General features: G+C 48.7%; 25 protein-coding genes and 1 other RNA gene. 6 read left to right on the top strand and 20 right to left on the bottom strand.

Going from position 1 to position 25,047, the window contains the following annotated elements; genetic code table 11:
* Position 1 precedes the first annotated feature (1 nt).
* From queA to lepB, 6 genes are all read right to left on the bottom strand, one after another.
* On the bottom strand, positions 2-1,135 hold the full coding sequence (gene queA / locus AC52PS_RS10440; protein WP_495563008.1) for a tRNA preQ1(34) S-adenosylmethionine ribosyltransferase-isomerase QueA: 1,134 nt from the start codon (positions 1,133-1,135) through the stop codon (positions 2-4).
* Positions 1,110-2,210 (bottom strand): Holliday junction branch migration DNA helicase RuvB, encoded by a 1,101-nt coding sequence (gene ruvB / locus AC52PS_RS10435; RefSeq protein ID WP_495563007.1) that lies wholly within the window; start codon positions 2,208-2,210, stop codon positions 1,110-1,112. The genes queA and ruvB overlap by 26 nt, the downstream gene beginning before the upstream one ends.
* A gap of 8 nt (positions 2,211-2,218) precedes the next feature.
* Complete coding sequence (gene ruvA, locus AC52PS_RS10430; protein ID WP_495563006.1) at positions 2,219-2,854, bottom strand: Holliday junction branch migration protein RuvA; 636 nt, start codon at positions 2,852-2,854, stop codon at positions 2,219-2,221.
* The gene (ruvC, locus tag AC52PS_RS10425) at positions 2,851-3,351 is read right to left on the bottom strand and encodes a crossover junction endodeoxyribonuclease RuvC (protein WP_495563005.1); all 501 of its coding nucleotides are present in this window, start codon (positions 3,349-3,351) and stop codon (positions 2,851-2,853) included. Before ruvC ends, ruvA begins: the two co-directional genes overlap by 4 nt.
* Positions 3,344-4,087 carry a YebC/PmpR family DNA-binding transcriptional regulator gene (locus tag AC52PS_RS10420; RefSeq protein ID WP_495563004.1) on the bottom strand — a complete coding sequence of 248 codons (744 nt, stop codon included), beginning with the start codon at positions 4,085-4,087 and terminating at the stop codon, positions 3,344-3,346. Before AC52PS_RS10420 ends, ruvC begins: the two co-directional genes overlap by 8 nt.
* 311 nt (positions 4,088-4,398) lie before the next feature.
* Positions 4,399-5,121, bottom strand: coding sequence for a signal peptidase I (gene lepB / locus AC52PS_RS10415; RefSeq protein WP_495563003.1), 723 nt, complete (start codon positions 5,119-5,121; stop codon positions 4,399-4,401).
* A gap of 136 nt (positions 5,122-5,257) precedes the next feature.
* On the opposite strand from lepB, the gene smpB reads away from it, so the two are divergent.
* From smpB to AC52PS_RS10395, 4 genes are all read left to right on the top strand, one after another.
* Complete coding sequence (smpB, locus tag AC52PS_RS10410; protein ID WP_495563002.1) at positions 5,258-5,716, top strand: SsrA-binding protein SmpB; 459 nt, start codon at positions 5,258-5,260, stop codon at positions 5,714-5,716.
* A gap of 8 nt (positions 5,717-5,724) precedes the next feature.
* On the top strand, positions 5,725-6,525 hold the full coding sequence (locus AC52PS_RS10405; protein ID WP_495563001.1) for an inositol monophosphatase family protein: 801 nt from the start codon (positions 5,725-5,727) through the stop codon (positions 6,523-6,525).
* Between the two features lie 207 nt (positions 6,526-6,732).
* Positions 6,733-7,082, top strand: a transfer-messenger RNA (tmRNA) gene (ssrA, locus tag AC52PS_RS10400).
* A gap of 272 nt (positions 7,083-7,354) precedes the next feature.
* Positions 7,355-7,903, top strand: a complete 549-nt coding sequence (locus AC52PS_RS10395; protein ID WP_495563000.1) for a hypothetical protein — start codon at positions 7,355-7,357, stop codon at positions 7,901-7,903.
* Here AC52PS_RS10395 and AC52PS_RS10390 read toward each other — a convergent pair.
* The 4 genes from AC52PS_RS10390 to AC52PS_RS10375 form a co-directional block, all read right to left on the bottom strand.
* Positions 7,848-8,639 carry a DUF6320 domain-containing protein gene (locus tag AC52PS_RS10390; RefSeq protein ID WP_495562999.1) on the bottom strand — a complete coding sequence of 264 codons (792 nt, stop codon included), beginning with the start codon at positions 8,637-8,639 and terminating at the stop codon, positions 7,848-7,850. The two genes, AC52PS_RS10395 and AC52PS_RS10390, sit on opposite strands and share 56 nt — an antisense overlap.
* A gap of 78 nt (positions 8,640-8,717) precedes the next feature.
* The gene (locus AC52PS_RS10385; RefSeq protein WP_495562998.1) at positions 8,718-10,001 is read right to left on the bottom strand and encodes a hypothetical protein; all 1,284 of its coding nucleotides are present in this window, start codon (positions 9,999-10,001) and stop codon (positions 8,718-8,720) included.
* A 135-nt stretch (positions 10,002-10,136) separates the two neighbouring features.
* A complete protein-coding gene (locus AC52PS_RS10380; RefSeq protein WP_495562997.1) occupies positions 10,137-11,426 on the bottom strand; it encodes an NCS2 family permease in 1,290 nt (429 codons plus the stop codon).
* 66 nt (positions 11,427-11,492) lie between these two features.
* The gene (locus AC52PS_RS10375) at positions 11,493-11,942 is read right to left on the bottom strand and encodes an acyl-CoA thioesterase (protein ID WP_495562996.1); all 450 of its coding nucleotides are present in this window, start codon (positions 11,940-11,942) and stop codon (positions 11,493-11,495) included.
* 105 nt (positions 11,943-12,047) lie between these two features.
* Between AC52PS_RS10375 and AC52PS_RS10370 the strand changes: the two genes are divergently transcribed.
* The gene (locus AC52PS_RS10370) at positions 12,048-12,440 is read left to right on the top strand and encodes a rhodanese-like domain-containing protein (RefSeq protein ID WP_495562995.1); all 393 of its coding nucleotides are present in this window, start codon (positions 12,048-12,050) and stop codon (positions 12,438-12,440) included.
* Positions 12,441-12,465: 25 nt separating this feature from the next.
* On the opposite strand, the gene guaA is transcribed toward AC52PS_RS10370, so the two are convergent.
* The 4 genes from guaA to AC52PS_RS10350 form a co-directional block, all read right to left on the bottom strand.
* On the bottom strand, positions 12,466-14,028 hold the full coding sequence (guaA, locus tag AC52PS_RS10365; RefSeq protein ID WP_495562994.1) for a glutamine-hydrolyzing GMP synthase: 1,563 nt from the start codon (positions 14,026-14,028) through the stop codon (positions 12,466-12,468).
* Positions 14,013-15,242: an adenylosuccinate synthase gene (purA, locus tag AC52PS_RS10360; protein WP_495562993.1), complete on the bottom strand. Its 1,230-nt coding sequence runs from the start codon at positions 15,240-15,242 to the stop codon at positions 14,013-14,015. The genes guaA and purA overlap by 16 nt, the downstream gene beginning before the upstream one ends.
* Positions 15,243-15,253: 11 nt before the next feature.
* Positions 15,254-16,690, bottom strand: a complete 1,437-nt coding sequence (guaB, locus tag AC52PS_RS10355; protein ID WP_495562992.1) for an IMP dehydrogenase — start codon at positions 16,688-16,690, stop codon at positions 15,254-15,256.
* A 119-nt stretch (positions 16,691-16,809) separates the two neighbouring features.
* Positions 16,810-18,249 carry a lyase family protein gene (locus AC52PS_RS10350; RefSeq protein ID WP_495562991.1) on the bottom strand — a complete coding sequence of 480 codons (1,440 nt, stop codon included), beginning with the start codon at positions 18,247-18,249 and terminating at the stop codon, positions 16,810-16,812.
* A gap of 79 nt (positions 18,250-18,328) precedes the next feature.
* Here AC52PS_RS10350 and AC52PS_RS10345 point away from each other — a divergent pair, with 79 nt between their 5' ends.
* Entirely contained in the window at positions 18,329-19,864 is a 1,536-nt protein-coding gene (locus AC52PS_RS10345; RefSeq protein WP_495562990.1) for a pallilysin-related adhesin, read from the top strand.
* Positions 19,865-19,871: 7 nt separating this feature from the next.
* Here AC52PS_RS10345 and AC52PS_RS10340 read toward each other — a convergent pair whose 3' ends face one another.
* The 6 genes from AC52PS_RS10340 to folE2 form a co-directional block, all read right to left on the bottom strand.
* Positions 19,872-21,227: an SPOR domain-containing protein gene (locus tag AC52PS_RS10340; RefSeq protein WP_495562989.1), complete on the bottom strand. Its 1,356-nt coding sequence runs from the start codon at positions 21,225-21,227 to the stop codon at positions 19,872-19,874.
* Positions 21,228-21,258: 31 nt separating this feature from the next.
* On the bottom strand, positions 21,259-21,627 hold the full coding sequence (locus AC52PS_RS10335; RefSeq protein WP_495562988.1) for a LapA family protein: 369 nt from the start codon (positions 21,625-21,627) through the stop codon (positions 21,259-21,261).
* 229 nt (positions 21,628-21,856) lie between these two features.
* On the bottom strand, positions 21,857-22,249 hold the full coding sequence (locus tag AC52PS_RS10330) for a hypothetical protein (protein ID WP_495562987.1): 393 nt from the start codon (positions 22,247-22,249) through the stop codon (positions 21,857-21,859).
* Between the two features lie 73 nt (positions 22,250-22,322).
* Entirely contained in the window at positions 22,323-23,570 is a 1,248-nt protein-coding gene (locus AC52PS_RS10325; RefSeq protein ID WP_495562986.1) for an IMP cyclohydrolase, read from the bottom strand.
* Positions 23,567-24,262: a hypothetical protein gene (locus AC52PS_RS10320; protein WP_495562985.1), complete on the bottom strand. Its 696-nt coding sequence runs from the start codon at positions 24,260-24,262 to the stop codon at positions 23,567-23,569. The genes AC52PS_RS10325 and AC52PS_RS10320 overlap by 4 nt, the downstream gene beginning before the upstream one ends.
* Positions 24,237-25,040: a GTP cyclohydrolase FolE2 gene (gene folE2, locus AC52PS_RS10315; protein WP_495562984.1), complete on the bottom strand. Its 804-nt coding sequence runs from the start codon at positions 25,038-25,040 to the stop codon at positions 24,237-24,239. Before folE2 ends, AC52PS_RS10320 begins: the two co-directional genes overlap by 26 nt.
* Between the last annotated feature and the right edge of the window lie 7 nt (positions 25,041-25,047).

Raw genomic sequence — 25,047 nt, 5'->3', positions numbered from 1 at the left:
TCTAGCGAATGAGCATCGCATCACCATAGCTGAAAAAACGGTATTTCTGTTCAACTGCCTCACGGTACACGCTGAGTATTTCATCCTTTCCGGCAAATGCGCTGACCAGCATGAGAAGGGTGGATTCCGGGGTATGAAAATTTGTCATAAGCATATCCACGACCTGAAAATCGTATCCGGGATATATAAAGATATCTGTGCTGTCCCTTCCCGCCGGGAGCAGCCTTCCTTCCGAATCCCACGCGGATTCCAATGTACGTACCGAAGTGGTTCCAACCGCAAGAACCGGGGCACCGGAACGTTTCTGTGCGGTAATCAATTCAGCGCTCTCAGGTGAGATCTCATATTCTTCCCGATGCATGGTATGGTCGAGAATGTTTTCGCTGCGCACCGGGAGAAAGGTTCCCAGCCCCACATGGAGGGTGATCTCACAGCGGCGGACTCCCCGGGCATCCAGTTCATCCAAAATGGACTGGGTAATGTGCAGACCGGCTGTGGGAGCGGCGACGGATCCTTCCCTGGATGCGTACACGGTCTGGTATCGCCGGTCATCGCTGCTGTCATCTTCTCGCTCAATATAGGGTGGTAGCGGAACATGTCCCTGGCGGCTGAAGTAACTTTCACCGATTTCCCGATCCAGACGGATGATACGGAGACTTTGGTCAACGGCAATAATTTCGCCCTTGAGTTCACCGGGAAATTCATAGCTGCGCCCGGGTTTCTGACGCTTCGTCTTGCTAACCATTACCTGCCAGATGTTACTGGCTCGATCCTGCTGCAGCGGGATGAAACCGTTTTGGCTCTGCGGAGTCGCAATGCTTCGATTTTCACCTGCGGGAGCCATTGGCGCTAAGAACAAAAACTCAACCCTGCTTCCAGTGTCGCTGGTCGCATACACCCGGGCTTTTCGCACACGGGTGTTGTTGAATACCATTAATGTTCCCGGTGGAATATGGTCTGCAAGGCTGGATACCATATCATGAGTAACCAGATCCTCATGCTCTATCGGGGGGCGTTGTCCGCGGTAGATATTTTTTCTATCGTAAATCAGAAGCCGGGAACCGCCCCGGGTATTTGACGGATGCTGCGCAATCAATTCATCGGGTAGATTAAAATAAAAATCTTTGGTCTTCATGTTTTTTTTCGTCCTCGTCGCTTTGAACTCCGGCTGCATTGTGAGCTTTTCCGTCTGGAGAATGGGCGGTCTGGGGGATTTGAAGTCCCAAATGGCTGTAGGCCCTATGTGTCACGGTCCTTCCCCGGGGGGTTCGCATGAGGAACCCCTGTTGAATAAGGTATGGTTCATGAAAATCCTCCAGGGTATCTACCGATTCGCCAATGGAGATGGCAAGAGTTTCCGCACCTACAGGACCGCCCCTGTAGTGATGTATAATGCTTCGCAAAATCTCTCTGTCCTGATGCTCAAGCCCCAGACTGTCGATTTTCAATCGCTTCAGACCCTGTTCCACCACATCCCGGGTTATTACCCCGGATCCCAGTACATCCGCAAAATCCCTCATTCTTCGGAGAATGCGGTTCGCTATTCTCGGTGTCCCCCGGCTGCAGCGGGCAATAAAATTCACCGCATCCTGTTGAATATCAACTTTGAGAATTCCTGCGGATCTTGAGAGAACGGAACTGAGCTCGATGGGGGAATACAGCTCAATTCGGATATCGATTCCGAAACGGCTGTACAGGGGACTGGCGACTTTACCTGCCTTGGTAGTAGCTCCCACCAGAGTAAAGGCCGGCAGGGGAATTCTCACATTCCGTGCAGCGGGGCCCTGTCCGATTACCCAATCCAGTTCACCGTCTTCCATTGCAATATACAGCATTTCTTCAATCACCGGCTTCAAACGATGAATCTCGTCGATAAAAAACACTGCACCATCTTCCAGTGTGGTTAGCATTCCCGCCAGATCTTTGGGTTTATCCAGAACCGGAGCCGATGTAACCCTGAATTCAACCCCCAGCTCCTGAGCCACTATTCCTGCAAGTGTTGTTTTACCCAGCCCAGGGGGCCCCGAAAGAAAAAGGTGGTCCAGTGCTTCTCCCCGTTTCCGGGCAGCCTGGATAAAGATAGAAAGATTATCTTTAATTCCTTCCTGTCCCTGAAATTCGGACAGGAGCTGAGGGCGGAGATGATGTTCTATTGTATGGTCATCTGAAGATTGTGCTGCATCCAGGGAAAAATCCATATCTGACTCCATGTTCCAGCCTAACTAAGCTCTATTATGGCCTGCCGAAGAGCCTCACCCTGATCCATTTCCGGATTCTTCTTCAGGATCTTCTGTACAGTTCCCCGGGCGGCTTTTTTATCGAATCCCATTTCTACAAGGGCGTGACTGAGCTGCTCTTCAGCTCCATTCTCCGCTCCGTCCCCTCCGGAAGAGGATTCTTCGGCTTCTACGAATGTGCCTGCATCAAATTCAGTGATAAGATCCTTCAGGGTAAGAATAATCTTTTTTGCACCCTTCAATCCGATCCCCGGCAGGGATGTGAGAAACCCCTCATCTTCTCCGGCAATGGCACGGGAAACCTCGGCTGGAGACACGGCAGATAGAATTTTCATACTTTGACGGGGGCCAACGCCGTTCACCTTATTGAGAAGCAGAAAGAGCTGCTTCTCCTCTAATCTGGAGAAACCGAAGAGTGTCATCTGATCTTCTCGGTGGTGAAGATGTGTATATACCTGCACATCCTCGCTGCCATTATCCATACCGTTGGTACGGGAGTGGATGTCATTCCGGGTACGAAGACTGACTTCCATCTCCCAGGAAATACCGTTTCGATCTTCAATTACAAGGGTATTATCCTGGATAGGGCCAAGCCTTCCTCTGATAGCATAGATCATGACTGTATTATTCCAGAAAAACCCTGTTCCTGCCAGAGTGCATAGGCGGCCGCTAGGGCGTCTGCCGCATGATCGCTGGAAGGAGCCTCCTTCATTCCCAGAAGTAGCTTTACCATGTGCTGAACCTGGGATTTTTCCGCCCTGCCCACACCGCTGATACGCTGCTTAATTTGAGGCGGAGATAAAGAAATTGCGGGTATGCCCGAGATCTCACAGGCAAGAAGAATAACCCCTCTGGCCTGTGCCACCGGAATTGCCGAACCGACATTTTTGGCAAAAAAAATGCTTTCAATTCCTGCCCCTGATGGACTGTAACGTGCAAACACTTCCATGCATGTATCATAAATCTGTTTAAGCCGGTGTTGCTCCGGTAATGCAGAATCTGTGCGTATTTCTCCATGATCCAGCTGCCTCACCCGTGACCCCTGTACGGAAATAATTCCGTATCCGCAGGATGCGAGACCGGGATCAAAGCCTGCCAGAATGGTTTCAGGCATCCGGGTCAAACCCTTCGGGGATTTCCAGGTTTGAACTCACATTTTGGACATCATCATTATCATCCAAAGTATCTAAAAGTTTGAGCACCTTCCTGGTTCCGTCTTCATCCAGGCTAATACTGGCATCGGCAATCATGGTGAGTTCCGAGGAAGCGGGTGTAAAACCTTCATTCTTCAGACTGTCCAAAATGGTTTCATAGTCTTCAGGGGCGGTGATAATTTCGATACTTTCCGAATCTGAGGATACATCTTCCGCCCCAAGCTCCAGCGCCTTCTCCAGTATGGTTTCCTCATCATGGTTTTCCGGAGAGAAGGCAATTACACCTTTTCGGTTAAACATGTAGGATACGCATCCGTTTTCCCCCAGATTCCCCCCCGCCTTGCTGAAGATTGATCGGACATCCGCTGCAGTGCGGTTTTTATTATCGGTCAGGGTTTCCACCATTACTGCTACTCCGCCGGGTCCGTATCCTTCATAGACGTTTTCAAAATACTCCGTGGCGCCCAGTTCACCCAATCCCTTTTTAATGGCCCGTTCTATATTATCTTTGGGCATATTGGCACTTCGGGCTTTCAAAACGGCAGTTCGAAGCCTGGGGTTGGTATCTATATCGCCGCCACCCATTTTGGCGGCAACAGATATTTCCTTAATCAGTTTGGTGAAAAGCTTTCCTCGCTTTGCATCCGCAGCACCTTTTTTGTGCTTAATTGTGGACCATTTACTATGACCTGACATCCAATTATCTCCTGAGGCAATTTCAAAAATCAGCGATTTTTGAAATTGCCAAGACCTTTAGAAAGCATAATTTTGTATTTTTCAAGGTTTATGCTTTCGACCCGATATCCAGCATCTTTCAAGATTGAATTTTGAACGACGCTCTCCTGTGCACATTAATTGCAGGCGCTCAATACTGATGTATACAGGGATCGTTTGACGCCGGCAAAAACTGAAACACACAGACCCATCGGTGGGTATTATTCGCAATAATTTACCATAAATTTAAAGCATACGAAAGTTATCAGGGGCCAATGTATCTGTCAAGAATCTCAATCGGCGGAAGAATTACTTCCGTATGTGTGAATGACCTTTCCCCTGATTGCTGAAATATGTAAAGGACCCCATGATGGGGAGCCGAATGCCAGTTTACGGTTATCCGGTAGAAGGTACACATGATTATCGGGTACAGAAAGGCTGTTGGTGAAGTAGTTGTTCAAACTGTCCGGGTGATTAAACGCATCTTCCGGCAGGATCTGAGCGTATTCACCGCTTTGCAAAAGACTCTCGTTAAGAAAATCCCCTTCACCCTCAATTTGAACGTATGCTTGTCCGCCATTGACGTATACTCTGTCCCCGGGAACTGCGATAACCCGGCGAATGATCCATGACCGTCCATATTGGAATGGGAAATCAACGTGTAGTCTTTGAAATTGAAGAAAATCCATCAGATCAAATACAAACGGAATATGATATTCTGTTGTGTATGGTGATTCAAGAACCACAACATCTCCCCGACTGGGCAAATCAAAATCTGGTACGCGCATACGTGAGAACGGAAGAGTCAAACCATAGGGGAGTTTTGAAATAACAATACTGTTCCCGGGCTGTATCCCCGGCAGCATACTTCTGCTTGCGGCTGCAGCGGTATCCAAAAAAAAACTGGTGAACACCTCGTAAAGGATAAACATCAAAAACAGGATGCTCAGTAAGGAAAACAGAATTTTTGCAAGTAAGGACCTGTGCCGATAGCCGGAAATCTTCTTCGTGCGCATAGGATGAAACACTACACAATCGTCAAAGAATTGACAAGGAAAATACCCCTGCTTACAATGCGCCTTCAGACAGAAAGAAAACGTGTAACAGACCCTTTCCGAGCAATCGCTGCACGGCAGCAATAGGAATTATCAAATGGCAGAAGGAACGAAACTTCTCAGCAAAAACCGACGTGCATTTCATGAGTACCATGTATTGGAGCGCTATGAATGCGGGATCATGTTAGCCGGAACAGAAGTGAAAAGTATGAAGTCCGGTAAGTACAGCTTTGTTGACAGCTATGCACGGATAAAATACGGAGAACTTTGGCTCGTAGGCTTACATATAACCCCCTATGATCACGGTAACATTCACAACCACGAACCCGTTCGGGACAGAAAGCTGCTGGTTAACAGAGATGAGTTAAATAAACTGGTACGCAAAACCGACGAAAAGGGGTTAACACTGGTTCCATTGAGCTTCTATCTTAAAGGTGGCCTGGTGAAGATGGAATTGGGAGTCTGCCGTGGGAAAAAACTTCACGATAAACGTGCAAGCATTAAAGAAAAAGATCTAAAACGGCAGTCGGAACGGGAAATACGGGGCCGGATGTAGGAGACACTGTGAAAAACTTTCCAGAGCCGGGTGAGCTTATATCTTTCCTGGAGGACGCAAAATCATTTGCCCGAATTGGGGCCGAAATCAGCTCAAGTTACTTTGGTAGAGATATGGAAGTTCATACCAAAGCAGATGACAGTCCGGTTACGATTGCGGACCGTGAAAGCGAAAAAGCGATGAGGGCTGCGATTCTCAAACGGTTTCCCGATCATCGGGTCCTCGGGGAAGAATTCGGCGTAAGCGGAAATGACGCTTCGCCGTGGCAATGGGTGTTAGACCCAATTGACGGAACGAAAAGTTTTATTCACGGCATTCCTTTATATACCGTACTGGTCGCTCTCACCTACAATAATGAACCCATGATCGGAGTGATTTATAATCCCCAAAGTGATGAAATGCTTGCCGCAGGAGTGGGAATGGGTTGTTGGTATAATGATTCAGCCTGCCGGGTAAGTGAAACCTCAGAGCTTTCCAAAGCCCGTCTCATGATCACCGATCCCGGAGACTTTATTCGAAGAACCGGGACTCAGGCTGTCGAACTGCTCAAAACAACCGTAATCAGCAGAACCTGGGCCGATGCCTACGGCTATCTCATGGTTGCAACGGGACGGGCCGATGTGATGCTGGATCCCATCATGTCACTATGGGATATTGCCTGTCTCTACCCGATTATCCGGGAAGCCGGCGGGGAAATTACAGATATGGGGGGGAAACACGGTATTTCAGACAGCGCGGTGGCAAGCAATGGCCTACTGCATCAGGAAATCATGACTGTGTTGGGTAATAAAGGGTATCATCAGCATTAAATAATACAAGAATTGTACGTTCCGGGAATATAGCTGATATGTGGCCGCCGGAGCCGCCTTCCGAATTATTGTCTCCCCACAAGTTCGGGGTGGACACAAATACCAGCCGATATGCACCCAGCCGATACTTTGTCTCCCCCACAAGCCCGGGGCGGACACTTGAAAAAAGCAGGGGGGAAGTGTATATTACACGTTACAACTGAATTTGGGGGTGTCCCGGATTCGACTGGAGAGGATCCAGGGATACGTTGCAGGTGGAGCGCCATCTCCTGATTGGCAACCTTTATAACTGCTAACGATGCAGATTATGCAATGGCAGCCTAAATAGTGCTGTCACGGACACTCAGGGTGCAGTCCTGAATCCTGAACTGTCTGTTAGAAACCAGGACTTGCTTTCTGTCGGGCTTTGACGGCAGGAGGGACTTTTTCAAAGACCGGATGTGGAAAGGCCTGTCGACCGGCCTGAAGCATCTTAAAAATTAAATGCGTTGACTAAACCTGTAGACGCGTATTTCTTACCCTTCAGGACGCGGGTTCAACTCCCGCCACCTCCATTAAAAGAGTTTTCGACCTCCGGTCGGAAACTCTTTTTTTATATACCCGGGAGTTAAAACTCACCGGCTGCGCGACCGAACAGAAAGCCATATCCGCAGGAAACGGATATTACCGGCGAGGCGGCCTGGAGGGATAAGGGAGGACGGCGATGACTGGCATGCATCTTCCTCTAATTTTTATCAACCCTTTTTTTAACAACCATTTTCAAGGCTCCGGCAGTGAAAAAACGTTTAAAACGACTCTATAATTCCGATACTCATAAACAGGAGTGCGTATGATAGCTGTATTCATCATTCTGTTTTTTCTTGTTTCCCTGGGAACCGCCCTCTTCGGCCAGTACAGAAGGCTTGTTATTGAAGAGTTCAACGGTGAGTGCAATATGATCACAGACAGAGTGAATATTCTTTTCCACAGACGGTCCGAATCTTTCGTTGATGCGGATATTCGTCGAGAGCATCTTCAGCTGTTTATATCCGGCGGAAGTTTGGAAGATCAGGAAAGTAACCAACTACTGCAGCAGGCCGTGTATCAGCAATTGATGCTGCTCGAGCTGCCCCTGCAGGATGAAATTAACGCCGCAAGGGACGGCTATGGGCGGATTGTGAGCAGGTACTCTCTACGAATTTCTCTCTCCGCGGCCATTTTACTGGGCTGGCATAGGATTGTTCACCAATTAAGACGAAGAATGGATGCCGGCAGTGTAGGGACTTTCACAGAGCAGTATCCGGATGCACTGATCCGCCGTTTACGGAGCGTTCTTGAGGGCTTTAAAGGTGGAGACGCTTCTTCACCGCATGCCGGATCTTTGGTACTCGGTAAATAGTGAATATGATCACCGCTCCGATGAGTGAAGAGATCAGTACAATTGACGACCAACGGGAGATGTGAAGCTGGATATCCAGGAAGCGGCTGACAATTATATCAATGCCCATATTGAATAATCCAATATAAACTAGAATAAGGGAAATCAGGCGGTATCTGCGTTGGCGGATGCTGGTACCGGTGTAAAACACCGCCCCGAGGAACAGGGTTGTAAGCAGTGATATGGGTAGACCCAATTCCACAAACCACGAGCTGCTTGAATATCCTTCCTGAATAATTAGAAGAAACGATGCGAGAATGAGACCGTCCAGGACAGCCGCAAATAGTCCTTTTCCTCCCCTGAGGATGTAGGGAACGATTAATATAGCGGTCACCGTAAGAACCGAAGAGGAAGCCAGGATACCCCAACCGGCATTTCCGGTAATCAGATCGAGAAAAAACAGATATGCGGATACGGATAACATGTCGGCGGTCAAGGCAGTGCCGATGGATTTTCTGAAAATCAACAGAGGGAATGCCAGAAGTACCCAGGCAAATACCATTGAGAGAAGCACCACCCCGGACCAATCTGCAGCATTGTCCCCTGCCATATCCACGGTAATACTGATGATACCGGCAAGAATAAAGAGAATGGTAAATAATCCCATTATATTGGATGCAGGTTTTGGCGGCTGAGGCGCTTGTTTTCTTGCCGGATACATATCCGCCTGGGTGTCGATGGTGTAATGTTCTTTCATCACCGGAGTATGACACAGCGGGCATTCCGGTTCGGAAGCCGCCAACTCAACTCCGCATTCCACGCAATAAGGCATGCCTTACCTCCAATTACTCTGTATTTTCACAGGTACAGATTGCCGAATGAGTTCCCGGAAAAAGCGTCGTTCGATTTCCGGCTCTTCAGTACTCCGCACAAAGTTTATATAGATATTTCCGTTATAACCAAGCATAGATAAGCTTGATCCAATCTTCCTGTTTGGTCCTAATTGAAAATCGAGCCTTTCCACATGTGACTGTAGTTCAGGCGGGAGGTCGATATTTCCCAAATTGGACAGCATACCAGAAAACATTCGTTCACCCACACTGTGGGAAACGAGGCGTATTACCAAGTTTTTAATAAACAACGGCATGGCTCGTATAACAGGATTTGTCATTGCAGCCACATTGGGGCTGAATTCACGCTTGAGAATTCTTGGGCGGTTATTCAACACCAGCTGGTGGTGGATGCTGTGGAGAAGTTCGGGAAATTCATACCGTTGTTCTTGCCAACGGTTGATACTGGGAGTGAGAAAGTGGGAAAAATTGCGCCGGGTTTGTGAAGGGAAATGGTTACGAAGGTTTACCGGAATACATAATCTAATAGGAGATTTCCGTGCTGGCGCCCTCCCCTGCTCCTGAATGTCCTGGAGCACTTTGATATAAACTGCAGTCAGGAATACCGTAATGCTGGTGGAATGCTTTTGTGCAGCTTCCTTCAAACGGGAAAAGGGTATTACCCCATGTATGTGATGAATAGTACCTGAATCCGCCGCCTTTCCCCGGAATTGAAAGGCGGAAGCTTCCCCAGCTGCACGGGGGATGCCCGGATTATAATATCTTACAAACGCATCTTCCAGTTCTTCAGCCTCCGGGGATTTGGATGTATCCAGAATTATGCCGTTGCGGGGTATGCTATGTCCGAGCAAGTCGAGATACTCCGCGGCAAGTGTCAAAAGAAAGGACATACCGCCGGTTCCGTCGGTAAGACTGTGGAAAAATTCCACTGCGATCCGATTATTGAAATACCGGACTCTCAGCAGGTGTCCTCTGCTTCGTCGGTAGTCCAGCCGCATACATGGATTTCGAACGTCTTCTTCCACTGTAATTGGATTACGATTTTCATCCAGGACATTCCAAAAGAGTCCCTTAACGAGTCGCACCCGGAAGGTTGGGAATCGTCCCAATACCCGTTCCAGCGCAGCCTGCAGAACCTGCTTTTGAATCTTCTGTTTGAGAGTTACGGACAGTCGAAAGACTGCGGTTCGATTATCACTTTCGATGGTGGGAAAAAGATGGGCCGCATTATCAAGGGCAAACCATCTCCGATTTGTATCTTCTGCCATGTGAGGGGAGCATAGCATAATTGATTGGTAATTGCATCATGAAATTTAAACCGGGAACCGCATAGTAGATAACGGTTCCCGGTTTTGCCGGCCAAAGCTGCAAGAGTTGATTACCCGCAGCTAAGCCGAAGGTAATCAGATGAAAAACTTAATAAGCATGACCGCAGCAACGATATATGTAGCCACTGGGACTTCCTTATATTTTCCGGTAAGGGTCTTGAGAATCACATAGGAGATGATCCCGAATACAATACCTTCGGCGATGCTGTAGGCAAGAGGCATCATGATAATGGTGAGAAAGGCAGGAAGCGATTCACTGATATCTTGAAAATTTATGTCTTTCACCGGACTCATCATAAATACACCCACAAGTATGAGTGCCGGAGCCGTGGCCGCTCCCGGAACCATGAGAAAGAGAGGGCTGAAAAAGAGTGCTATGGCGAATAGTGCCGCAGTAACCAGTGCGGTAAGGCCGGTGCGTCCGCCTTCCTCTATGCCCGATGCACTTTCAACATAGGTGGTGACTGTGGAAGTACCGAATATGGCACCAACGGTTGTACCAATGGCGTCAGCGAACAGTGCCTGCTTGGCCCGGGGAATTTTCCCGTCCTTTTCCAGAATCTTTGCTTTTGTTGATACGCCGATGAGGGTACCCACGGTGTCAAACATATCCACAAAGAGAAAGGTGAAGAGTACAAGAAGCATTTCCAGACTGAGAATTTCCGTCCATTCGAACTGGAAAAAAATCGGTTCAAGGCTTGGAGGCCTGCGGAAAAGGGTAAATCCTTCAAGATTTGTTACCCCCAAGGGAATACCTACTAAAGTTGAAGCAATAATTCCCCAAAGCAACGCACCTTTGACCTTAAAGGCAAGCAAGACAGATGAAATAACCAGACCGAGTACAGCAAGGAGAACAGCTGGAGAGGAGAAGTCCCCTAATTCAACCAATACCGCGGAATTACCGGATATGATTCCTGCATTCTGCATTCCGATGAAGGCAATAAACAGGCCGATACCTACCGAGATTGCCTTCTTGATATTCGAGGGAATCAAACTGATAATTGCTTCCCGAATATTAAACGCGGTAAGGAACAGGAAGATAATTCCTTCAAGAAACACTGCCGTCAGTGCAAACTGCCAGCTTTTTCCCATTCCCAGTACTACGGTGAATGCAAAAAACGCATTCAGTCCCATTCCGGGAGCCAGAGCGAAGGGCAGTTTTGCCCACAAAGCCATGACCAGTGTGGCCACCACTGCAGCAAGTGCTGTAGCGGTAAACAGTGCCGGTGCTGGCATACCGGTAGCAGAAAGCGTAGCCGGATTTACGGCGAGAATATACGCCATGGTGAGAAAAGTGGTAATACCTGCAAGCACCTCAGTGCGTACTGTGGTATTGTTTTTCTCAAGCTGAAAAAATTTGTTCATTTTCAACTCCGTTATTGTATTATTTCCCCTTCTTTGCGCTATGGGGATTTGAATACGATGTTAATGTTATGCTCCCTGAATTTCTCCGGGCTCATATGTTTTAATTATCTGCCTCCACTCTTCCGGAAGACGTGTACTTTTCCCGCTTTCTTCGTTGATGCTGACTTGAACGGTTTTCGCCTGTGCCGCCAGGGCGGGTTCTTCACCGCCGATGTTCAGAATGAGATACTCCATTTCAAAACTCCGGCCACCGATCCTGCTTACCCGAGTCCGGATTTCAACCTTATCGTTAAGAAAAATGGGCAGCTTGTATTGAATTTCTACCCCGGCCACAACCAGACCCAGATGCCGGATATCGCCGTCCCAGCCCAGAACATCTTTGGCGTATGCGAGCCTGGCTTCTTCAAGATAGTTCAGATATCTTGCATTGTTCACATGTCCCAGAGCATCCAGATCGATGAAACGCACTTCTATGATCCGCGAATGTCTGTAATTCAGTATTTCTTCAGTATTCATATGTGCTCCTGCCCGGCTCATCTATCTCATGCAGAATCCACAATGACACAGACTACTGGGGAAATCTGCTTGACTTAGCCGGAAAAATTCCTGATGATTTCTATCATGAACGTAAAACTAATTCTTACAATATCTGTACTGGTATGCGCCGTAACCGTACTTGCTGCCCAGGGTGCTCAGGGTGAAACCGAACTGAATAGCTGGCAGGATCTCAAAAACCTGCTTGAAAGCAATGATGAAGTTCTCCTCCTGGATGTCCGTACCCTGCCGGAATACGAACAGGGGCATATTCCCGGCGCCAAGCTCCTTCCGCATGTGGATATCCCGAAAAACCCGCCCGAGGTACCCAAAGATACCCGTATTGTTGTGTACTGCCGCAGCGGTAACCGGTCCGGCCAGGCGCTGCGGATGCTATCCGAACAGGGCTTCAGCAATGTAAGCGATTTCGGCGGTATGTATCGCTGGGAGGGTGAGCTGAACAGAGGCTCTGCTCCCTGATCCTCATACCTATCTCCCGATGAAATTACTCCCACTCTATGGTAGCCGGCGGCTTGCTGCTGATGTCGTAGGCAACCCGTCCGATATGACGGACCTGGTTGGTGATCTTCGATGATATCTCCAGCAGATCATTCATTTCAAAGGGGTACACGTCGGCGGTCATTCCGTCTCGGGATTTAATGGCTCTCAGAGAACAGACATAGCCGTATTCCCGTGCATCGCCGGTGACCCCCACGGAACGTACCGGCAGGAGCACCACAAAAGCCTGCCATATTTTCTGGTACAGTCCCCGGGCTTTCAGTTCACTGATAAATATATGATCCGCTTCCCGCAGGACCTCAAGTTTATCTCGGGTTATATCCCCAATAATTCGCACCGCAAGGCCGGGACCGGGAAACGGGTGGCGGTTAACCACATCAGTATCTATTCCCAGCTCAAGCCCCAGGGCTCGCACCTCGTCTTTATACAGTTTTGCCAGTGGTTCAATGATCATTCCCTGTTCCCGTTTGCGCTCAACAAGGGGGCTTCTTACGTTATGATGACTTTTGATCACCTTGGCTTTGTTGCCTACGCCTTTGCCGGACTCGATCATATCCGTATAAAGTGTGCCCTGGGCCAGAATCGAATTCTCAACACCGAGTTTTGCAATTTCCCGTTCCTGTACATTTATGAACGCGTCGCCAATGATCTCGCGCTTTTTCTCCGGATCGGAAACACCCTCCAGAGGAATAAGAAAATCGTCCTCGGCGTGAATTATATGAAGGTGGGTAGCGCCCAGCGCCTTCAGGGTCTTCTCCACTTTGACCGATTCGTTTTTCCTCATTAATCCGGTGTCAATATACATGAGATGAACCTGATCATGGCTCAGACTTTTCAGCAGCATACCGCCTACGACGGTGGAGTCCACACCCCCGGATATCAGCAATAGCACCGGATTTGAGCCGGCTTGTTTCCGAATCGCCTCCGCCGCCTCCTCCATATACATATGCATGTTCCATTCTTTCCGGGCTTTGCATATTTCAAATGTGAAGTTGGCAAGAATTTCGCTTCCGTACTCGCAGTGGCTTACCTCAGGATGAAATTGAAGACCGTAAATGGGCAATTTTTCGTGAGCAACGGCGGCAGGATGCTGGTGCTCACTTTCCGCAATAATCTGAAATCCCGGTGCAGGTGAATCTATGCTGTCACCATGACTCATCCAGCTGATGAAATTTTCGGGTATATCCCGGAAGAGTGGACTCTTCTGCCGGAATCTTATGCGGTTCCTGCCGAATTCCCGGGTATGCTTTTGCTCTACCCGCCCTCCCAAATCATGGGTGAATCTCTGAAGACCGTAACAAATTCCCAGAATGGGTCTGCCGTCATCAATGAAACGTGGATCCAGGGCGGGAGCATTCCGATCATATACGGATTCGGGGCTTCCGGAAAATATAAAGCCCTTTACTTCATCCGGATTAACTGCATCCGGAATACTGTCATACCCGGTATCACCGGGGATAATTTCACTGTACACTCCCAGTTCCCGGATTCGCCTGGCGATGAGTTGGGCGGTCTGTCCGCCGAAATCGAGTATTAGTATTGTGTCCATAATTCCTGTCTGATGATTGTCTGCCTGCGCTCCGGCCCCACCGATACCACGGTAATTGGCGTTTCGGTGAAATCTTCAATATATTTAATGTACGCTTTTACTTCTTCTGGAAGCTGCTCATAGCTGCTGATCCCGGATACATCCTGTTTCCACCCGGGAAATTTTTTCAGAATAGGTACTGCTTTCTGCAAATCCTCACCCGCAACGGGAAAATCCCTGAATTCCTTCCCGTTAATTTCATACCCCGCACACAGTTGAATTTCATCAAAGTCGTCATACACATCAATTTTGGTGAGGATCAGAGCGTCAATACCATTTGAAATACATGCGTACCTGAGGGCAACCAGGTCAAGGTATCCACAGCGTCGGGGGCGTCCGGTTGTTGCGCCGTATTCCCTGCCGATGTCACGAATGCGGTGTTCCAGTTCCCCATCCCGTTCCTGATTGAACTCGCTGGGGAAGGGTCCGTTTCCCACCCTGGTGGAATACGCCTTGAAAACCCCCAGAATTCCGTCTAATTGCCGGGGTCCGATCCCGGCTCCCAGACTGGCACCTGCAGCTGCGGAATAGCCTGAACTGACAAACGGGTATGTTCCCAGATCAAGATCCAGGAGTACCCCCTGGGCTCCTTCCAGGAGCATCCGCTCTGGTGAGTTACGGTGAATAAATGAAGTAATATCCACCATCATTTCTTGAAGCAGATCTTTATATTCTTCCAGAAATTTGCGGTCTGCGTCTTCTAAAAGACTCAGACGGTTGTCATCGCTGAGATCGCCAACCCTAATGCCGTCCCTGCTAGATTTCAGGCTGTAGGCGATGCCAATTCCCCGACCCGTAGTTCCGATCGGCTTCTTACGCTGACTGTCCTGCCGTTTATCCAACTCCTTATATCCCGGGAGAACCAAATGTGCCCGGCTGGATATCAGCACCCGTCCCTTCCAATCAATGCCAGCTTTTTCAAGGTCGGCTAATTCCTGGAAGAGGCTGCGGGGATCAATTACCATTCCGCTTCCCAGCAGAACGGTTTTCTCGGGATACAGTATCCCCGAGGGGACGAGATGAAGCTTATACGTCTGTTCTCCGTGAACGATGGTATGGCCGGCGTTTGCTCCGCCGCTGAAGCGGACAATCATATCTGCCTCTGAAGCCAGGTAGTCCACCATTTTTCCTTTCCCTTCATCTCCCCATTGGGCACCAATTACAACAAGATTCATACGAGATATCCTTAGCGTGAGTAGTTAGGGGGTTCCTGAGTAATGGCCACATCATGTGCATGGCTCTCTTTCAGACCCGCAGCGGTTATCTTAATGAATTTTTTGTATCGCCGCAATTCATCCAGATTGGCGCATCCGGTGTATCCCATCCCCTTCCTCAAGCCGGTCACAAGCTGATGCAGATACGGCCGCAGCTCGCCTTTATATGGAACCCTGCCTTCTACGCCTTCGGGTACGGGCTCATCGTCCGCGTTCATTTGATATCGGTCACCAGAGCCGCTTCTGATGGCACCGATACTTCCCATTCCCCGATAGGTTTTGAAAATTCTGCCTTCGTAGATAATCTCCCTTCCCGGTGCTTCCTTGAGTCCTGCAAAGAGACTACCGATCATCACCGTACTCGCCCCGGCTGCGATCGCCTTGGCGATATCTCCCGAGTACTTAATACCTCCATCGGCAATTACCGGTATGTTATGTTTTGCGGCCTCTTCAGCCGCCCAGAGGACTGCGGAAAACTGGGGCACCCCGATACCGGCTACAACGCGGGTGGTACAAATCGATCCCGGGCCAACCCCTACTTTTATGGCGTCCGCTCCGGCTTCTATCAGACGTTTGGCACCGTCAGCCGTGGCAATATTGCCCCCGATTACCGGTATATCCCAGTGTTTTTTAATATAGGCAACCGATTCTATCACCTTACTGCTTGACCCGTGGGCCGAGTCAATGACAATGAAATCTGCTTTCGCCGCAGTGAGCAGGGAAAGTCTGGAATCAATATCTGTGGGACCGACCGCAGCTCCTACAAGAAGTCTGCCGTGGGAATCCACTGCGGCATTGGGAAAGTTTCTGTGCTTCTCCATGTCTTTCACGGTGATCAGTCCCGTAAGCTTGCCTGTATTATCCACAACAGGAAGCTTTTCAATTCTGTGTTCGTCAAATTTTTTCTGAGCGCTTTCAATATCTGGAGTTCCCGTTTCAACCACAGGATCAGGGGTCATAGTTTCTTCAACCGTGCTGTTCAGATCGCTGTTAAAACGCATATCACGGGAGGTAACAATGCCCACAAGATGATTTTCGGAATCAACCACCGGCAGACCGCTGATCCCTTCTTCCTCCATGATCCGTTTAACTTCCTGAAGATGGGTATTGGTCCTGACAGTAACAGGGTTTTCAATTACCCAGTTCAAATGGCGCTTCACCTTGGCAACCTGCTCCGCCTGAGCTTCGGGGGTTAGATTCCGGTGAATCACCCCTGCTCCACCATCCAAGGCCAGAGCGATTGCAAGCCTGGCTTCGGTTACCGTATCCATGGCGGCAGATATTACCGGTACATTCAGCTTCACTCCGGGAAAGAGTTCCAGGCTCACATCCGTATCTCCGGGAAGCACCTGCGAGTAGCCGGGCTTCAGGAGCACATCATCATAACTGTAGGATTCTGTAAGTTCCATACATAAACCTCCTGGGTTGGTATTCAGTTCCGTATTGACGGCGGGCATACCGCTGCGATGTACGCGGAGCACGCCGATTAAAAAAAACGGCCAGGCGCGGGGGCGCCTGACCGTGTTAATCATTCTTCGTGTTTCAGCCCCGTAGAGAGGGCGTCCATTTCCTGTGACCAAAAGCTGCCCAGGTCCCGAGCGCGCTCGGCGGTACGCCCCCGGTAAAGCTGGGGGTTCGAGAAAAATTCATCGGGATTGTCCACGCCAACCGCCTGGAGTCGCCGGGAGATTTTTTCCCAAACTGTGCCGTCGGCTTTCATCACTTCAGACAGACTTTTTTCTTCCTGCTCCGCCTTGAGGGTGAATTTCCGAATTATCTCATGTGCATCGGCCTCCCCCTGACTGGAAAGGAGAATATATGCAGGTTCGGCAAGTACACTGGAACCTGCATTATCCAGATTGCGCTGGAGGCCTTTTCTATTTACCGTCATCCCTTCGAGAATTTTCACCATTCGCCGAACGGCCGCAGCAAATCCGCCGAGGATTTCCACAGTAAAACGCCCGGATGCAGAATTACTTAAATCCCGCTGATGTTCGGAAATCTGGTCCATATACAGGGTCATAATGCGGGGAGAAAATGCCTTCCAGAGACTCTTTACATGTTCACAGTTCCAGGGGTTGCGTTTTTGAGGCATGGTGGAAGAACCCACCTGGGTTGGGGAAAAATATTCCCTTACCTCATCTATTTCGCTTCGCTGAAGATGCCTCAGGTCATCCGCGAGGTTCGCAATGATGCCAAAGGCCGTATTGATTTCCAGAAAAAGCCGAAGAACATGTTCCGGCTCCACCATCTGGGTTGAATGATCGGAGGGTTTGAGCCCAAGCAAGGAAAGGGTATGACGTTCAAACTCCACCGGATCCTCATAAATCATGCTGGTGGCATTATAGCCTCCGACTGCCCCGGCAAGCTTACCTCTGAGATCCAAGCTGCGGATATCAATTTCACGGATGCTTTTTCCAAGACGGGAGACATACTCGGCGAAGCTATGACCCAGAGTAATAGGAACGGCATACTGCCCATGGGTTCTGCCGACCTGGGGAGTTTCTGCGTGCTCGGTGGCAAACCGGATAAGCTGCTGTTCCAATTCAATGAGCTGAGGAAGTATCACCCGGCGTACCGCATCCCTGAGCTTCAGGGCATTTGCGGTATCTAGGATATCCACACTTGTGGCACCCATGTGTAAAAAATGGCGGACTTCTTCGGGAACGAACTGTTTCATCACGTTCACCAGAGCGCGGATATTATGCTGGGTTTTCGATTCTTCTTCATACACCAATACAGGCTTGGTGTGCTCCACGGCCTCGTCTAATGCCTGTGTCATTTCCTCGTTCAACTGATTTTGAAAATGCAGATGACTTTTCACCAATGCAGCTTCCACTTTGGCACAGTAGAGAACCGATGCTTCTTCGCTGATGTACTTCCGTAACCGGTCAAACAATTCTTTGTTCGACTGGTAGTACCGGTGATCTAGAGGGGAGATGTTTGCGAAAATAGAGTGCTGTTCCATGTCGTATAATCACAAAAAGTCCCTGCTTTGTAAAGTGGGTGTTCACAATCATTTTAATTCAGGATATGAATACAATTGTATGAAAAATAATCGACCAGGCATAATATCAGGAATTTTTATATATTCAGTAATCATAACCGCCGTATTGCTTACATCGTGCAGTCATGACAGCACTCCCCTTCCCGCTCCCGGGGGAACAGATCAGAGCGGAGTTCTCATTCCCAGAGCCGGCGAAAATATTGAGCTTTTCGCTCCTCCGGAAAATGACGTTGAAGATTCCATCACAGAGGTTCAGCTGTCCGCCCGGATCGCCATACCGCCTGCCTATATTCCTCATCAGATTTACGAGTTCAGTTTAGATTTGGATGCGCCCGATGAGCAGGTAATTGTATTTAAATTCAGAGAAGGTCAGGATGACCATATCGGACTTCTCATAGCCGACTACGATCCTATCAGAGACGATTATTTCATCAGTTGGCAGTCCATGACCAAGGCCACCAGTCTTCAAACCTTTGTTCTATACACTCAGGATGTAATCGGTGACCGGCAGCAGGAACTTGTAGCCATAGGCACAAATAATCGGGGGGAGCAGACCCTGGATATTTTCCGGCAGCAAACCGGCAATGCCTATGGGCTTCAATTTTCCTCCATACTTAGTGTGGAAGCAGATATTGAAGCAGATATTGATGTGGTGGAACGGAACGAAGCATATAATAACGGTACAGGTACGGGCATAGCTTTCAGTGTACGGGCTTTGAACCAGGATCTAGAATCTGACAACCCCCTGGATATGGTCCGATCCGTGTACACCTGGCGTCCAACCCAGGGGCGTTATCTCCTCTCGTTTTCAGAAAAAATCCCGGGAAGCAGGGTTGAGGAGGATCAGCTTGCAGAGCTTTATTCGGGTAACCTGGATGACTACCATCGCTTTATCGATGGTCCTTGGGAACACCAGGACGGGAACCGCTTAGTGTTCTTCTCACGGATAACCGAATCAATCCAGCTTGCCACCGATGATCGGCAGCTGAATTTCAGCTGGACCGATTCTTCCCGTTGGGGCTTCGGGAGCAGTATTCGAATTCAAATGGAAAATGAGATTATCCGCAGCGTTATCCGAAGAATGCAGGTTTCTGTTCTTGACCTGAATACCATGGTAATTCAACTCAGCGGCGAGGAGAATAACAAATTCTGGTCTGGTACATATAATCGATTGCAGCAAAACGGTGAACAAGTACGGGGATTGGCTCCGGTACGAATGAATAGCGGAAAAGAACTGTATCCCCATGAAATTTCAGGGCTGTATGTCAGTGACACAAACTGGGAAATGTTCTTCTCGGCCCCATATATAACGTTCAGAACCCAGGAGGAAGAAAAGAGCGGCGGTTATGCGATCTACAGTCTGAACGGCGTCAGCATTATGCAGATCCATTATCTAAATGGAAGCGGTGAAAGAAAGCAGCAATTTATACTCGACTACGAGGAGTATAGTGAAGATAACGAAGAACACCGAATTATTACTCTTCAGGAAGTAAGGCTGAACAGCTATGGACCGGTTTCCCTTGGGGATGAACAGATTCAGCTTGAACAGGTGATACGACGCGAAGAAGATGAGTAATCATCTCTTATTCATCAACCACAAACCCTTCAATGCCCTCTTCCTTGAGTTGCAGTAATAGGCGTCGCGGGTTGGCGTAATTATCACTTCCTATTAATTGTTCATCCCTGCTGTCCAGAAGTACCCGGTATAGTTCCCTATCGGCATCGAAACTGAGAAACACAGGATATTCCCGCTGTTGTAGCCGCTTTTGAAATCCGGCGGCGTTTTCCCTGTTTGAAAATACTCCGAGTTGAATAAGCGCCATATCAGAGTCAGCTGTTTCGGTGGATAAGCTCGCGGCTGGGGTGGAACCGCTTGGAGAATTACCCTCCGGAGCTTCCCGTGTTTCCTGGAGTTTATATTGTTCTTGGATTTCCTGAGGTTCCTGCGGTTCTCCAATGTATCCCCGAATATAGCGGGGAACCTGATCCTCGGCAGTGCTGAGCACCCGGGGACCGGGGAAATATTCCAATCCCGGTTCTGGTACCGCCCTCTCGGGATTCCGACCTGCAAATTCCTCCAGGAGAAAGGTAAGTTCAGCGTATACCTCCCGTTGCTCTTCTGAAAGGGTTTCATCATTATCCGCCAGGCGTAAAAGGTTTCTCAGGATAAGAAGATTCTGGATGCTGTATCTGTTCCATGTCCCGAGTCCGGTTGCTTCTAAAAGTCTTTCTGCATAGCTGCGGTAGAGAAGATCCAAGGCCCTCGGGGTTGAACCCTCATCGATCAGCACTCTACTGAGTAAATAACTGCTCCGGTCATAATCTTCCCCTCCCGGAGAAGCCTGTTGAAGGTATGTTTGCAGTCTTTTCCGCGCTTGGGAAGGATTTCCCAGGGCCATGTATATTTCCGCAGCCTGAAGCAGAAATCCCCGATCCGGGAAAAACTGAGTCAGCTCGTCGGATAAAAGAGCGGCTTCCTGTAAATTGTTCATAAGAAGATACTGATGCAGGCGAAACTCCATCACCTTCAGTGCAAACTCTCTCTGCCGAGCAGAAATGATAAAACGGGCACTGCGCTCTTCCACTCTTTCCAGACGATTAAGCAGGGCAGCGGTGAATTGAAGGCCCGATATCAAAGTATTTTCACCTTCTTCTGCACCGGGCTCATCACCAACTTCGGCATGGGGCTCGCCGGAATCCGCATCATAGACTTCATTGAAGAATTCCAGGAGATTGGAAAACACTCGTTCCTGCAGATCTTCACCCGACGGAACGGACCTGTAATTAAACCTTTCCTGCCATTCTTCGGGAAGTTGGGACCATGCGGCTAAGCGGGAAAAACCATTCTGTGCACTGGAATCCCCCATTCTTCCATCTGTTTCGCTCCCGGGATCTGCATGAAGAAATTGGGGGAGAACAAGAAGCACAGAGAGTATCATTAACTTACCTGGGGTCATTTGAAGCTGGAACTTAATTCTCCGGAGGAGTATCCGGAAGCGGTGGAGCTGAATTTCCGCCTTTCCTGCCCGGTTTGGAACCGGACTTTTTTGCCATTTTCCGTTTTTTCGTCCGTCCAGCGGAGCCTGAGTCTTTAGTATCTGCATTTGCCTGCTCAATTTTCTCATTCTGTTTTTTCTTGATCTTCAAAGTTGTCCTGATGGTATAGGGTATGGCGAATACCGCACCAGCCAGAAATGAAACACCAATTGTGATAATTATCGGCACTTCAGAGAATTCATGGAGGCCTATTGAGATGCTGGAGGTGTAGCCCCAGTTAAATCCGATGAGTAATATAATCACTGCAAGAAAAACAATTACCGAAATTAATTTCCAGGGCATACAACTCTCCTATGGTTCTGAACAAATTCGAAACATGCCGTCTGGGCACTGTTCCGGATTCTTGAAACACTGCCGAACATCTTTCAAAATTGAATTTTGAAAGATGCTGGATAAATGGTCGAAATCATACCCCTTTTACACGACGGGAAAAATGATTTCTATAGGTCTTGGCAATTTCCAAAATCGCTGGTTTTAGAAATGGCCTCTAGCGTTATCAGGTGAAGATTCATCACTTTTTCTTAAATATAGAGTACACGGAACTTCCGATTTTCCACAAACCGAATCCTGCACTGATTACTCCGGCGGCACCCAGAATGAAACTGCTGATAACCTGAATCCCGGGTATGATGTTCAGGAAGCTCAATCCTGCAACACCGGCAACCACTGCTGCAATAGACTTCCATTTCGGATACTTATGCTGGATCCAGTAGGCCATGCTCCCCAAAACTGCTGCAATGAGCAAGCCGGGAATGGCAAGACTGCTGATTCCGTTCAGCAGGAAGATTCCCACCGAGGCCGTGATCGAAGCCAGGCCAAGTGATGTGGCTTTAACTCGCTCGTCCTGGTTTGCCGGGGGCTGAAAAACCGCCAGAATCTTGGAAGTGTTTGTATCCTTTTCCATAGTCACCTCTGAATAATATTTCACTTTGATATTTTGGCTGTCAGGTTAATAATACTCATCCGGCAGTCCTTATTCAATGTTTGAAACTTCTTTGCCCGGTGAAAACCATAGGTATGCCGGCTTCGTTGCAGGCTTCTATGGATTCAAAATCTCTGAGACTGCCGCCGGGCTGAACAACTCCCCCGATTTTTTCTTTGATTCCAACATCAACACCATCTCTGAATGGGAAAAAGGCGTCGGACACCATTATGCTTCCTTCCAGATCTCCCCGGAGTTCACGGGTTCGTTTCATGACTTCCGCTTCTTTATGGCTGTCCTGCAAAAGATTGAACGGGGTATTGAATAACTCCCAGCTCAATCGGTCGGCGCTTTTCCGGTACGCTTTATCCCTGGCAATTTCCGCCACCCCCACTCTATCCTGCTCTCCTGTTCCGATCCCCACCGTAGCTCCGTTTTTCACATAGATAACCGAATTGCTGGTAATCCCCGCTTCAACCAGCCATCCGAATAGCATATCTTCAAGCTGAGCCTGACTCGGTTCTGTACTTACCTGGTATTTCGTACCCTTATATTCGGTTTCTGCGGGAAGGAACTGATCAGGAGATAGAATCGCAGGCTCAAACTGATATTGAAGGATCAGCCCGCCGTCTATGAGACTGGAAAAATCCAGAACCTTCGTGCCGATGTATGTCTGAAGCCGGTTGATATTGTGGATCCTCATGACCCGGAGATTTTTTCTTCTCGCCAGTATTTCCAATACACCATCTTCAAAATCAGGAGCCGCAAGAATTTCTATGTAACTGGAAACCATATATTCGGCAGTTTCTTTATCCAGAGGCCGGTTAACTGCCACCGCTCCGCCAAAGGCGGCCAGCCGGTCTGCCTGAAAAGCCTTATGGTACGCATTGTACAGATCACCGCCCACCGCCGCACCGCTGGGGTTATTATGTTTAATAATCACAGCAGCAGGTTGTGAGTGCAAATACCGGAGTATGTTCAGGGCTGCATCTATGTCGGTAATGTTTATTTTTCCCGGATGTTTCCCGGATTGGAGCAATTCCGCGTCGCTGGCCAGATAATTCCCCGGTTCCAGGGTTTCCACCCCGCCAAGATGAAGGTTCCCGTTTACCGGCCGATACAGAGCTGCAGGCTGATCGGGATTTTCACCATAGCGCAGCCCCTTGCGTTCACCATTAATATCCCAGCTGGCTTTTTCGTAGAATAAAACCTGCCGTTTCCCGTTTTCTTCAAAGGCAATCTCCATCTTTCCAGGGAAATTGTCACTGTTTATTTCTCTGTACATCTTTTTCAGATCGCTCATCGCCATTCCTCCCCGCTGATTTGATACACCGAAGGAAGCTCTTCAATGCTGCATTCTGTAAGATATTTACTGATAGCCTGATCGTATTCAGCGGTGTGGGCGAAGCTCTGTCTGGCCAGGGTAAAGCGCTTTTTGAGACTCAACGAACCATTGCCCTCTTCCATGGCACTGAGAATCCCGTCATAGCTCTCAGGATTGCACACAGAAGCAACCCGGATATAGTTCTTCGCACTGGCCCTGAGCATGGTAGGACCGCCAATATCAATATGGCTCCGTGCAGATTCCAGGGTGTTGTCTTCCCGGGCAATCTGACTGCTGAAGGGATACAGGTTCACAACCACCATATCGAAATCTATGGAGGCGGTGCGGGTCATATCGGCTCGGTGATCAGGATTATACGGTTCACTCAGCAGCCCCAGATAAATGCGGTAATCCAGGGTTTTTACAAGCCCCCCCTGCATCTCAGGTTGACCGGTATAGGAACTCACCGGATGAAGCTTGCCGGAATGTATTCCGCCGTCAAAATCGGCGAGCTCTTCCTGAATTGTCCTGTAGGTACCGCCGGTACTGTACACATTCACCCCATGGCGAACCAACCCTCTTACAAATTCCCGTATGCCGGTTTTGTCGGAGACAGAGATAAGAGCATTTTTGATCTCCACTTGATCAGGAACCTTTTGCACGATGTTCATAGGTTTTTTCTCCCCTTTCGATATATGCATATGCTTCATGATTATGAATACTTTCCATGTTCTCGGCTTCCACGCTGAACCAGGGAAAATGATACTTCTGCTCCAGCCGCATCGTTACCTCCCTGACCAGATCCTCCACAAATACCGGATGGTCATAGCTATACTCTGTAACGAACTTTTCATCTTCCCGCTTTAAAAGGGTGTAGAGAGGAGCGGAAGCGCAGGATTCAATTTCCGAAATCATATCTTCAATCCAGAAGAACTCCCCCAATTCAACCAAAATCCGAATATAGCTGCGCTGGTTATGGGCACCGTATGCGGAAATCTCCTTGGAGCAGGGACAGAGAGTAAGAACAGGCACCTCAATTCCCACAAAAAATTCCCGGTAGTCACTGTTCACCTCGCCGATGAACTTGCAGTTGTACTCCATTTTGCTCGCCTGTCCGCTCACAGGCGCATGCTTTTCCATAAAGAACGGAAACCGAATTTCCCCAAGGGCCTTCTCCGCATCCAGTACATGCTTAATCTTTTCAAGCATGTTCAGAAAATTATTCATTCGGATATCATCCGAGTGGGCGTGGAACACCTCAATAAAACGGCTCATGTGGGTTCCTTTGAAATGGTGGGGAAGATTAACAAAGAGGTCAACTTCAGCACTTGTGTGCTGAACCGCCTCTTCTTTATCCAGGATTGTAATGGGATATTTAATATTTTTTACCCCCACTTTATCCAGGGCAAGATTCCTGGTGTCTGGAGTATTTTGGATGTCTTTCATCATGTGTTTA

Source organism: Salinispira sp. (assembly GCF_059431795.1).
The sequence above is the reverse complement of the archived record's forward strand: the minus strand, read 5'-3'. Positions and strand labels throughout refer to the sequence as shown.

What these genes read in the sequence shown, in the direction of transcription:
- AC52PS_RS10380 (WP_495562997.1), bottom strand. Translation starts at nt 11,426, where the DNA reads ATGAACAAATTTTTTCAGCTTGAGAAAAACAATACCACAGTACGCACT.
- AC52PS_RS10330 (WP_495562987.1), bottom strand. Translation starts at nt 22,249, where the DNA reads ATGGAAAAGGATACAAACACTTCCAAGATTCTGGCGGTTTTTCAGCCC.
- ruvC (WP_495563005.1), bottom strand. Translation starts at nt 3,351, where the DNA reads ATGCCTGAAACCATTCTGGCAGGCTTTGATCCCGGTCTCGCATCCTGC.
- AC52PS_RS10395 (WP_495563000.1), top strand. Translation starts at nt 7,355, where the DNA reads ATGATAGCTGTATTCATCATTCTGTTTTTTCTTGTTTCCCTGGGAACC.
- lepB (WP_495563003.1), bottom strand. Translation starts at nt 5,121, where the DNA reads ATGCGCACGAAGAAGATTTCCGGCTATCGGCACAGGTCCTTACTTGCA.
- guaB (WP_495562992.1), bottom strand. Translation starts at nt 16,690, where the DNA reads ATGGAACTTACAGAATCCTACAGTTATGATGATGTGCTCCTGAAGCCC.
- AC52PS_RS10375 (WP_495562996.1), bottom strand. Translation starts at nt 11,942, where the DNA reads ATGAATACTGAAGAAATACTGAATTACAGACATTCGCGGATCATAGAA.
- AC52PS_RS10320 (WP_495562985.1), bottom strand. Translation starts at nt 24,262, where the DNA reads ATGAACATCGTGCAAAAGGTTCCTGATCAAGTGGAGATCAAAAATGCT.
- AC52PS_RS10340 (WP_495562989.1), bottom strand. Translation starts at nt 21,227, where the DNA reads ATGATACTCTCTGTGCTTCTTGTTCTCCCCCAATTTCTTCATGCAGAT.
- AC52PS_RS10385 (WP_495562998.1), bottom strand. Translation starts at nt 10,001, where the DNA reads ATGGCAGAAGATACAAATCGGAGATGGTTTGCCCTTGATAATGCGGCC.
- queA (WP_495563008.1), bottom strand. Translation starts at nt 1,135, where the DNA reads ATGAAGACCAAAGATTTTTATTTTAATCTACCCGATGAATTGATTGCG.
- AC52PS_RS10335 (WP_495562988.1), bottom strand. Translation starts at nt 21,627, where the DNA reads ATGCCCTGGAAATTAATTTCGGTAATTGTTTTTCTTGCAGTGATTATA.
- purA (WP_495562993.1), bottom strand. Translation starts at nt 15,242, where the DNA reads ATGAATCTTGTTGTAATTGGTGCCCAATGGGGAGATGAAGGGAAAGGA.
- ruvB (WP_495563007.1), bottom strand. Translation starts at nt 2,210, where the DNA reads ATGGAGTCAGATATGGATTTTTCCCTGGATGCAGCACAATCTTCAGAT.
- AC52PS_RS10390 (WP_495562999.1), bottom strand. Translation starts at nt 8,639, where the DNA reads ATGAAAGAACATTACACCATCGACACCCAGGCGGATATGTATCCGGCA.
- AC52PS_RS10325 (WP_495562986.1), bottom strand. Translation starts at nt 23,570, where the DNA reads ATGAGCGATCTGAAAAAGATGTACAGAGAAATAAACAGTGACAATTTC.
- AC52PS_RS10370 (WP_495562995.1), top strand. Translation starts at nt 12,048, where the DNA reads ATGAACGTAAAACTAATTCTTACAATATCTGTACTGGTATGCGCCGTA.
- smpB (WP_495563002.1), top strand. Translation starts at nt 5,258, where the DNA reads ATGGCAGAAGGAACGAAACTTCTCAGCAAAAACCGACGTGCATTTCAT.
- guaA (WP_495562994.1), bottom strand. Translation starts at nt 14,028, where the DNA reads ATGGACACAATACTAATACTCGATTTCGGCGGACAGACCGCCCAACTC.
- folE2 (WP_495562984.1), bottom strand. Translation starts at nt 25,040, where the DNA reads ATGATGAAAGACATCCAAAATACTCCAGACACCAGGAATCTTGCCCTG.
- ruvA (WP_495563006.1), bottom strand. Translation starts at nt 2,854, where the DNA reads ATGATCTATGCTATCAGAGGAAGGCTTGGCCCTATCCAGGATAATACC.
- AC52PS_RS10345 (WP_495562990.1), top strand. Translation starts at nt 18,329, where the DNA reads ATGAAAAATAATCGACCAGGCATAATATCAGGAATTTTTATATATTCA.
- AC52PS_RS10350 (WP_495562991.1), bottom strand. Translation starts at nt 18,249, where the DNA reads ATGGAACAGCACTCTATTTTCGCAAACATCTCCCCTCTAGATCACCGG.
- AC52PS_RS10420 (WP_495563004.1), bottom strand. Translation starts at nt 4,087, where the DNA reads ATGTCAGGTCATAGTAAATGGTCCACAATTAAGCACAAAAAAGGTGCT.